This window comes from Clostridium sp. DFI.5.61, from assembly GCF_024462915.1.
GTDB classification, from domain to species: Bacteria; Bacillota; Clostridia; order Oscillospirales; family Oscillospiraceae; genus Lawsonibacter; species Lawsonibacter asaccharolyticus.
This window is the reverse complement of sequence record NZ_JANGBZ010000039.1, coordinates 21,345-28,486: the sequence shown is the minus strand read 5'-3', so window position 1 is coordinate 28,486 and position 7,142 is coordinate 21,345. Positions and strand designations below refer to the sequence as shown.

7 protein-coding genes are annotated in these 7,142 nt (G+C 66.2%); 2 read left to right on the top strand and 5 right to left on the bottom strand.

Annotated features, from left to right (window positions below):
• Positions 1-158 precede the first annotated feature (158 nt).
• Positions 159-365, bottom strand: coding sequence for a helix-turn-helix domain-containing protein (locus tag NE584_RS14470; protein WP_050623919.1), 207 nt, complete (start codon positions 363-365; stop codon positions 159-161).
• A 78-nt stretch (positions 366-443) separates the two neighbouring features.
• Here NE584_RS14470 and NE584_RS14465 point away from each other — a divergent pair, with 78 nt between their 5' ends.
• Entirely contained in the window at positions 444-710 is a 267-nt protein-coding gene (locus tag NE584_RS14465; protein WP_256183098.1) for a hypothetical protein, read from the top strand.
• A gap of 18 nt (positions 711-728) precedes the next feature.
• Here NE584_RS14465 and topA read toward each other — a convergent pair whose 3' ends face one another.
• Together topA and dprA are read right to left on the bottom strand one after the other, a co-directional pair.
• Entirely contained in the window at positions 729-3,098 is a 2,370-nt protein-coding gene (gene topA, locus NE584_RS14460; protein WP_108980895.1) for a type I DNA topoisomerase, read from the bottom strand.
• 85 nt (positions 3,099-3,183) lie between these two features.
• Positions 3,184-4,401, bottom strand: a complete 1,218-nt coding sequence (dprA, locus tag NE584_RS19730; protein WP_302536586.1) for a DNA-processing protein DprA — start codon at positions 4,399-4,401, stop codon at positions 3,184-3,186.
• Positions 4,402-4,499: 98 nt separating this feature from the next.
• Here dprA and NE584_RS14445 point away from each other — a divergent pair, with 98 nt between their 5' ends.
• Complete coding sequence (locus NE584_RS14445) at positions 4,500-5,738, top strand: nitrate/nitrite transporter (protein WP_108980893.1); 1,239 nt, start codon at positions 4,500-4,502, stop codon at positions 5,736-5,738.
• Here NE584_RS14445 and NE584_RS14440 read toward each other — a convergent pair.
• Positions 5,735-6,496: an RNA methyltransferase gene (locus tag NE584_RS14440; RefSeq protein WP_256183097.1), complete on the bottom strand. Its 762-nt coding sequence runs from the start codon at positions 6,494-6,496 to the stop codon at positions 5,735-5,737. The genes NE584_RS14445 and NE584_RS14440 overlap by 4 nt on opposite strands.
• Positions 6,493-7,140 carry a TrkA family potassium uptake protein gene (locus tag NE584_RS14435; protein WP_050623913.1) on the bottom strand — a complete coding sequence of 216 codons (648 nt, stop codon included), beginning with the start codon at positions 7,138-7,140 and terminating at the stop codon, positions 6,493-6,495. Before NE584_RS14435 ends, NE584_RS14440 begins: the two co-directional genes overlap by 4 nt.
• Between the last annotated feature and the right edge of the window lie 2 nt (positions 7,141-7,142).

The following is a 7,142-nucleotide window of genomic DNA, read 5'->3' as shown; positions in this document are numbered from 1 at the left end:
ACCGCCCTCTCATCCGTCGCGGCATACGCCGCGACACCTTCCCCCCAGGAGGGGGGAAGGCTTTTGGGGGGATGCGGCATCCGCTGGGCACCTCTTTCCCGAGGGGAAAGGCTTTGGGCAGTGGTGTGCCGGGCCGCTGCGCCCTATACGCAGTACCGTTATGTTTCCTCGTCCGTGCGCCCAACCAGAAAGTCGATGGTCACCCCGTAAAAATCCGCCAATGTCACCAATGCGGCAATATTGGGCTCATTGTTCTCGCTCTCGTAGAACTGATATCCACGGATGCTGATCCCCAGCAGCTCCGCAAGGTCTTTCTGCGGAATCTTCCGTTCTTTTCTCAAAAATTTTAATCGTTCTCCATACATCTCTTTACTTCCTCTTGACACGAATAATCTATACGTGTTATAACATGTATAAATTATTCGTGTTTGGAGTTGATCACAATGACCGATCTTATGGAAGCTCTCTTTGAGTACATCAACAAAGTTACCCTTCAAAATTACCTGGCTGTGGACTCCGATTACCGGATCAGCAGCACCCGGCGGGATATCTGGCCCCTGGAGATCCTCGATCATCTGGATGAAGAGGGGCGCACCCTGTTCGACCGCTATGAAAAGGCCGCCTTTCAGGAGAACTCCTGCCTGCTGGAGGCCATGTTCCTGGCCACCGTGGACCTGTGCCGGGAGCTGAACGGAAGGCTGACCGCCTGAGCGTTCAGCCCCCGCCGGTCATCCCTCCTCCGTCTTCTTGGCGGCGGTCTTTTTCCCGGCGGTCTTCTTAGCCGTGGGCTTTTTCGCCGCGGATGCCTTTTTTGAGGCCGCGGCTTTGGCGGCAGGCTTCTTGGCCGCCGCCTTCGCGGTGGTCTTTTTGGCGGCCGGAGCCTTCTTCTCGGCGGTCTTGCCTTCCTCCGCCGCCTCCTGGGCAGGGGCCTCCTCCCCGCTCTCCTCCGTCTTTTTCCGCCAGCCGCCCCGCTTCTCCTCCGGGGTGAAGTTGGAGCATGCCTCGTTGATGCAGAAGGGCTTTTTCGCCCCCCGGCCCGCCTTCTTGAACATGGTCCAGCCGCAGACGGGACAGTTGTCCTTCACCGGGACGTCCCAGGTCATGAAGTCGCATCGCTTGGACTCGTCCTTGCTGTTGAGGTGCTCACAGCAGTAATAGGTGTACTGCTTGTTGGTCTTTTTGCTCTTGCCCGTGCGCTTGAACAGACGCCCTCCGCACTTGGGGCACTTGCCCGGCATCTCCACCACCAGCGGCATGGTGAAGTCGCACTCCGGCCAGCCGGGACAGGCCAGGAAGCGGCCGAACCGGCCGGACTTGATGACCAGGTTCCGCCCGCACTGGGGACAGATCTCCTCCGAAACCTCGTCTGGCACCTTGATGCGCTCCCCGTCCAGGTCCTGCTCCGCCTGGTGGAGCTCTGCCTCAAAGCCGCCGTAGAAGTCAGAGAGCACCTTCTTCCAGTTGGCCTCTCCCTCCTCCACCTTGTCCAGCCGCTCCTCCATCTGGGCGGTGAAGGCGTAGTCCACGATATCGTTGAATTTGTCCTTCATCAGGCCGGTGACCACCTCGCCCAGAGGGGTGGTGCGGAGGTACTTCCCCTCCTTCACCACGTACTCCCGGTTCAGGATGGTGGAGATGGTGGGGGCGTAGGTGGAGGGGCGTCCGATACCCTTCTCTTCCAGAGCCTTGATGAGGGTGGCCTCGGTGTACCGGGTGGGGGGCTGGGTGAAGTGCTGGTCCTGCTTCAGCCCCTTCCGGTCCAGCGGCTCCCCCTCCCGCAGGTCGGGGAGGGGGGACTGGGGTGCCTCGTCGTCCTCGTCCCGTCCCTCCTCATACACGGCGGTAAAGCCGGAGAATTTCAGCTCCGAGTGGCTGGCCCGGAAGGTGTAGCCGGCGGACTGGGCCTCGATGGATACGCTGTCATAGACCGCGCTTGCCATCTGGCAGGCCAGGAACCGGCCCCAGATCAGCCGGTAGAGGCGGTACTGCTCCGAGGTCAGGTCCTTCTTCACGTCCTCCGGGGTGAGGGTCACGTCGGAGGGACGGATGGCCTCGTGGGCGTCCTGGGCATTGCCCTTGGTCTTGTAGCGTCGGGCCTGGGCGGGGTAGTACTCCTTGCCGTAGCGGCTCTCGATAAAGCCCTTGGCGGCGGCGATGGCCTCCTCGGACAGGCGCAGAGAGTCAGTACGCATATAGGTGATCAGGCCCACGGTGCCCTCCCCGGTGATGTCCACGCCCTCATAGAGCTGCTGGGCGATGGACATGGTGCGGGCGGGGGTCATGTTCAGCTTGCGGCTGGCCTCCTGCTGGAGGGTGGAGGTCGTGAAGGGGGGCGCCGGATTGCGCAGCTTGTCCTGCCGCTTCACCCTGGTCACGGAGAAGGGGGCGGCGGACACCGCCCGGACCACCTCCTCCGCCTCCTCCCGGCTGCGGAGCTCCATCTTCTTCTCCCGGCCGTAGAACTGGGCCTTGAAGCCCCCCAGATTGGGGCGCACCCGCTCCAGCTCCGCCTCGATGGTCCAGTACTCCTGGGGGACAAAGGCCCGGATCTCCTCCTCCCGCTCCGCCACCAGCCGGGTGGCCACCGACTGGACCCGCCCGGCGGACAGGCCCCGCCGGATCTTCCGCCACAGCAGGGGGGAGAGTTCATAGCCCACGATGCGGTCCAGGATGCGCCGCGCCTGCTGGGCGTCCACCAGGTTCTGGTCGATGGCCCGGGGGGCGGCAATAGAGTCGTTGACCACCTTCTTGGTGATCTCGTTGAAGGTGACCCGATAGGTCTTGTCGTCCGGGATATCCAGCAGCTCCTTCAGATGCCAGGAGATGGCCTCCCCCTCCCGGTCCGGGTCGGTGGCCAGATAGACCCGGCCGCTCTTCTTGGCTGCCTTCTTCAGGTCGCTGATCACGTCCTCTTTGCCCTTGATGGGCTGGTACTGGGGGACAAAGCCTCCCTCGATGTCCACGCCGATCTTGCTCTTAGGCAGGTCCCGGACGTGGCCCATGGACGCCTTCACCTCATAGCCCGGCCCCAGGTACTTCCCAATGGTCTTGGCCTTGGACGGAGACTCTACGATCACCAAATCGGTCTTTGCTGCCATCAAATAACCTCCAAAATCGAAGATAAGAAAAAAGTATAAGTCAAAACGCAGCTGCGGAGCGTCCCCGCGCGCGTCTGTCAAGGGTCTATTCCTCCAGCTCCACCAGGGCGGAGAAGCGGCGGTCCGGCCCCTCTTCCACCGCCCCCTGCACCTGGAGCATGGTCAGGGCAGAGAGCACCCGGCGGGCCGGGATCTGTGCGGCCTCCACCAGCTCGTCGGCGGAGCGGCGCCGTCCGCCCAAGGCGGCGATCAGCGCCAGCTCGTCGTCGGTAAAGCGGTCCCGCTGCTCCGCGGCGGGGATGCGCTCCCGCCCGGGTGCCGCCGGTGCCTCCTCCCGCTCCGCCGGGGCAGGGGCCGGACAGGCCGCTGTCTCCAGCCGGGCGGCGGCCGCCGCCGGGCTGAGGGGCTCTCCCGGAGACAGCTTGGCCGGGAATCGGTCCCAGTATTCCTCCAGGATGTCCCGCCCGCTGGTCACCAGCTTGGCCCCCTGCTGGATCAGCAGGTTGGGGCCCTGGCTCATGGGGGCGTCGATGTTCCCTGGCACGGCAAACAGGTCCCGGTTCTGCTCCAGCGCCCGGTCCACCGTGATCATAGTGCCGCTGTGAGGGCGGCATTCCACCGCCACTACCCCCAGGCACAGGCCGCTGAGGATGCGGTTGCGCACCGGGAAGTGCTCCCCCCGGTGCTCCGTCCCCGGCGGGTACTCGGAGATGAGGGCCCCGGCGGCGGCCACGTCCTCATAGAGCCAGCGGTTCTCCCGGGGGTAGGGTACATCCACTCCGCCCCCCAGCACCGACACCACCGGTCCGCCGCCCTTCAAAGCGCCCTGGACGCTGGCCGTATCGATGCCCTGGGCCATGCCAGACACCACCAGGGCCCCGCCCCGGGCCAGCTCCAGGCCGAGCCGCCCCGCCGAGCCGATCCCATAGGGGGTGGCCTCCCGTGCCCCCACCATGCACACCGCCGCCTCCTCGTCGAAGGCGAAGGTCCGGCCCCGGATGTACAGCGCCAGAGGCGGGTCGGGCAGCTGCCGCAGCCGCTCCGGGTAGTCGGCGTCCTGGAGGGTCATGATCCGCAGGTCCAGGCGGGCGCAGTCCTCCAGGATGCGCTCCGCCCCGCCGGTGTCCTTGTCCAGCAGGGCGCGCCGGGCCGCCGGAGTCAGGTCCTCCACCAGGGCGTACTCCTCCGGGTCGGCGTAGAAGGTCCGCTCCGGGGTGACAAAGTGGTCCAGCACCCGCAGGGCGCCGGCATTCCCCAGCCCCCTGCGGCCGGTGAGCCACAGCCAGTATTTCAGCGTCGCCAATTTTCTTCCCTCCGTCCCGCTCCTCCGGTAAAATCCCCCTTTACAAACGTCCCCGCCTCCTGTATGGTAGGAGATAGGAATAAGGAGGTGCTGTTCCCATGGTCTCCCTTCGGCGGCCCCATTACGCCTGGATCATCTGTCTGGGCGGCGCCCTGTCCCTGTTCGCGGTCATGGGGATGGGCATCAACGTGTTCTCCGTGTATCAGCCCTACATCATCCAGCTCAACGGCTTTTCCAACGCCCAGGGCTCCTGGATCACCACCACGCGCAGCCTCTTCACCCTGGCCGCCATGCTGACAGTGAATCAGCTGTGCGCCCGGATCGGACTGCGTCTGGTGATGACCCTGGGGGTAGTGCTGCTGGCCCTGTCCTGCTTCTGCTTCGGCCTGGCCGACAGTTTCCCCCTCTACTGTGCCGCGGGGGCCCTCACCGGTCTGGCCTACGGCTACGGCGGCATGGTCCCCCTCTCTCTCGCGGTGGGCCACTGGTTCCGGGACCGGCGGGGCCTGGCTCTGGGGCTGGCCGCCGCGGGCAGCGGCGTGTCCACCATCTTTGTCCCCACACTGATCACCGGGATCATCCAGGCCCACGGCATGCGCGCCGCCTTTCTGCTGGAGGGGCTGGCGGTGCTGGTGCTGGGGCTGCTGGTCTTTCTCCTGGTCCGGGACGTCCCCGGCGACCTGGGCCTGGAGCCCTACCACCTGGGCGGTCCGGAGACTCCGGCGCCGCCGCCCCGCCCCGCGCCGGCGGGCATGACTCCCGCCCTCCGGCTGTCCCTGCTGCTGGCTGTCTTTCTCATCGGCGGCCCCGGCGGGCCCGGTTTCTCCCACCTCACGGTGCTCTACACCACCGCCGGCTATGACAGCGCCTCCGCCGCTCTGCTCATCTCTTACCTGGGGCTGGTCATCTGCGTATCCAAGATCCTCTGCGGCCAGATCTATGACCGCTTTGGCAGCCGGGCGGGCAACTGGTACGTCCATCTGGTCTTTCTGGCCGGACTGCTCCTGTGCTGTCTGGCCCACCTGGGTGGGATGCTCCCCGCTTTCGCGGCCATGACCCTGTTCGGCCTGGGCCTGCCCATCTCGGCGGTGACCTTTGCCATCTGGTCCGCCGACCTGTTCGGGGACGCCCAGTACGAGGGTGCGGTGCGCTCCCTCACTGTGTCCTACGCTCTTGGGATGCTCCTCTTCGGCCCCATCCCGGGCCTGCTGGCTGACCGCTTCCACAGCTATGTTCCGGCCTATGCCCTGTTCGCCCTGTGTCTGGCCGTCTCACTGGTCATCATCCAGCGGGCCTACCGAAAGCTGGACGCAGGACACCGGCCCCGCCGGGATTAGCGGCCCATCTCCCAGAGCACCACCGCGGCGGCCGCGGCGGCGTTCAGGGACTCACACCGCTCCCGCATAGGGATCTTCAGGGCCCGCTGGCTCATAGCGAGCAGTTCCGGCGAGACCCCGCGCCCCTCGCTCCCGATCACCACGGCGGACCGGCTCAGGTCCGCCGTTTTGATATCCTCCGTATCCTCCCGCAGGGCGGTGGCGTACAGCGCCAGTCCTGACCGCTCCAGCAGGTCCGCCAGCCTCTCCGGGCCGGTCTCCCACACCGGGAGCCGGAAACAGGCCCCCATGGTGGCCCGCACCACCTTGGGGCCGAAGGGGTCCGCACATCCGTGGACCAGGAGCAGGCCGTCCGCCTCCAGGGCATCGGCGGTGCGCCAGATAGTGCCTACGTTCCCCGGGTCCTGGAGACCGTCCAGCACCAGATAGCGCCCGCCCTCCAGGCGGGGCGGCGGGGCGGTGTCCCACATCCGGCACAGGAACAGCGCCCCCTGGGGGGACTCCATGGGGGAGATGGAGGCCATCACATCCTCCGGCACCCGGACCGTCCGCACCTCCGGCGGGAGCTCCGGCCCGTCCAGCCCCTCCGAGTACACCACCGTCTCCAGGGGCGCTCCCCACTTCAAGGCCTCCTCCAGCAGCTTGACGCCGTCCCCCAGGAACATCCCCGCTGAGCGCCGGGCGCCGCGGCTGGAGGCCAGGCGGCGGATCTGGACCAGGAGGGGGTTCTTCCGGCTGGTGATCCACTCCTCTCTCACAGCCGCTCCACCTCTCTGATATCCTCGTTCCGTCCCAGCACCACCAGCTCGTCCTCCTCCTGAAGGGCGTACTCACCTCCGGGGGAGATGGTCATGCCGCCCCCCCGGCGGATAGCGATGATGTTCAGGCGGTGTCTGGCCCGCACGTCCAGTTCCCGGATGCTCTTCCCCTGCCACTGGCGGGGACAGCGGCACTCCATGATGGAGTACTCCTCCGACAGCTCGATAAAGTTGAGGATGTCCCCGTTGGCCAGGTTCCGGGCCAGGCGCAGGGCCATCTCCTGCTCCGGAAAGACCACCCGGTCGGCGCCGATCTTCTCCAGCACCCGGTGGTGGACGGCGCTGCGGGCCTTGCCCACCACCTGGGGCACTCCCAGCTCCTTCAGGTTGAGGACGATGAGGGCGCTGGTGCCCACGTCGTCCCCTGCGGACACCACAGCACAGTCAAAGTTCCTGGCTCCCAGGGCCCGGAGGACCTCCGGGTCCCGGGCGTCTCCGGCGGCGGCGTGGGTCACAGAGCCCGCCACCTCCTGGACCCGCTCCTCCCGCAGATCCACCGCCATCACTTCGTGGCCCAGGGCACACAGCTCACAGGCCAGCGATGTGCCGAATCTGCCCAGTCCGATCACCAAAAAGCTTTTCATAG

Coding starts and splice junctions, on each gene's coding strand:
- NE584_RS14470 (WP_050623919.1), bottom strand. CDS start 365: ATGTATGGAGAACGATTAAAATTTTTGAGAAAAGAACGGAAGATTCCG.
- NE584_RS14445 (WP_108980893.1), top strand. CDS start 4,500: ATGGTCTCCCTTCGGCGGCCCCATTACGCCTGGATCATCTGTCTGGGC.
- NE584_RS14465 (WP_256183098.1), top strand. CDS start 444: ATGACCGATCTTATGGAAGCTCTCTTTGAGTACATCAACAAAGTTACC.
- NE584_RS14435 (WP_050623913.1), bottom strand. CDS start 7,140: ATGAAAAGCTTTTTGGTGATCGGACTGGGCAGATTCGGCACATCGCTG.
- topA (WP_108980895.1), bottom strand. CDS start 3,098: ATGGCAGCAAAGACCGATTTGGTGATCGTAGAGTCTCCGTCCAAGGCC.